At 59.8% G+C, this 1,140-nt stretch carries 1 protein-coding gene; it reads right to left on the reverse strand.

Features of this window, described 5'->3' with window-relative positions:
• Positions 1 to 943 precede the first annotated feature (943 nt).
• Positions 944 to 1,140: hypothetical protein (locus x551_RS26635; protein ID WP_216701363.1), on the reverse strand; the 197-nt coding region annotated here is incomplete at its 5' end.

Consider the following 1,140-nt stretch of genomic DNA (forward strand, 5'->3'; position numbering starts at 1 on the left):
TCAGGCGGAGGATTAGGGGCGATGACATCGAACCCACCGAATTCACCTGGACGGTTCAAGACGATGACGTCGTCAAAGTCCAAAAGGATGACAGGGCGGTTGCTCATGGTCGTCTCGCTGAAGCCGAGCCCGGGGCAGCGCTGCGGTCCACTAAACCGCAGTACTGCTCTACTCTCAGCGCCGTGGAATGCTCGTGTCGCCCTCTAGCTCCCTGACGAGGAAAGGTCCAGCGGTCGCCGCGCTCCTGCAACCTGCTGGGCTCCGGCTGAGTTCACGACTGAATGGGGCCTTCTGAGGGGCCAATTCAGCGCCCCCTTTCCGGTGGTCGGCGAGCACTGACCGAGAACCCAGCGGCGGTCGCTGACTGGGCTGCCCACGCTTGTGCCAACTCGACCACCCGCTGCTGCCGATTCGCGATGGTCACGTCGCACAGCATTGCGGTGGGCGTCCTTCCACCTAATGCACCATGAGCTCGCTTCCAGAACATCAAGGCGCTTTCAGGCGACACGGGCCTGAGCGCACGTGACACAGCTCTTGCGATATCGAGGTCCAGGTCAACGAACTCCCGTGGGTAGTAACGGCGGCGAGATATGACGATGGACGACAGCTCGCCTCGTCGGGCTGCCCCTCCAACGGAACGAGTTGTCACTCGCCACTTCGAAGCAATAGCGCTGGCGGGAACGACTTCTCCGGTGTCCACCCATCGAAGCTTCGCCGCTATGCCTCTGGACACTGCCGCCTTAAAGCCAGTTCCTTCGGCATTCATCTCTTTGAGGCACACCAGCCAGTGAGTTGAGAAGCTCGAGAGCCTGGTCCATGCGCTTACGGAAAGACGCGTCGCCCAAGCGCTACAGCTGGTGCCTTGACCACCTTGCCTCCCGAAGCCATGAGCATGAGCCGGATGTCGTCCTGAGCAGCAACTTGTCGTCTTGGTCGATACGCGTCACTTCGGCGACCGTTTGAAAAGGTGCCCACTCGGAAAGTCAGTCGGTGAACGCACGAATACATGCAATGACGCCCACTCGAACGTCGTCTTCTTGTAGAGCTCACGCACTTCCCAAAAGTCAGTCGCGATGTAACGGCGAACGTTGAACTCAATCCCCAGTGTCTCGACGCCGCACTCCAGAACAAACCAGACAT

The sequence above is a fragment of the Methylibium sp. T29 genome, from assembly GCF_000576205.1.
Lineage (GTDB): Bacteria > Pseudomonadota > Gammaproteobacteria > Burkholderiales > Burkholderiaceae_C > Methylibium > Methylibium petroleiphilum.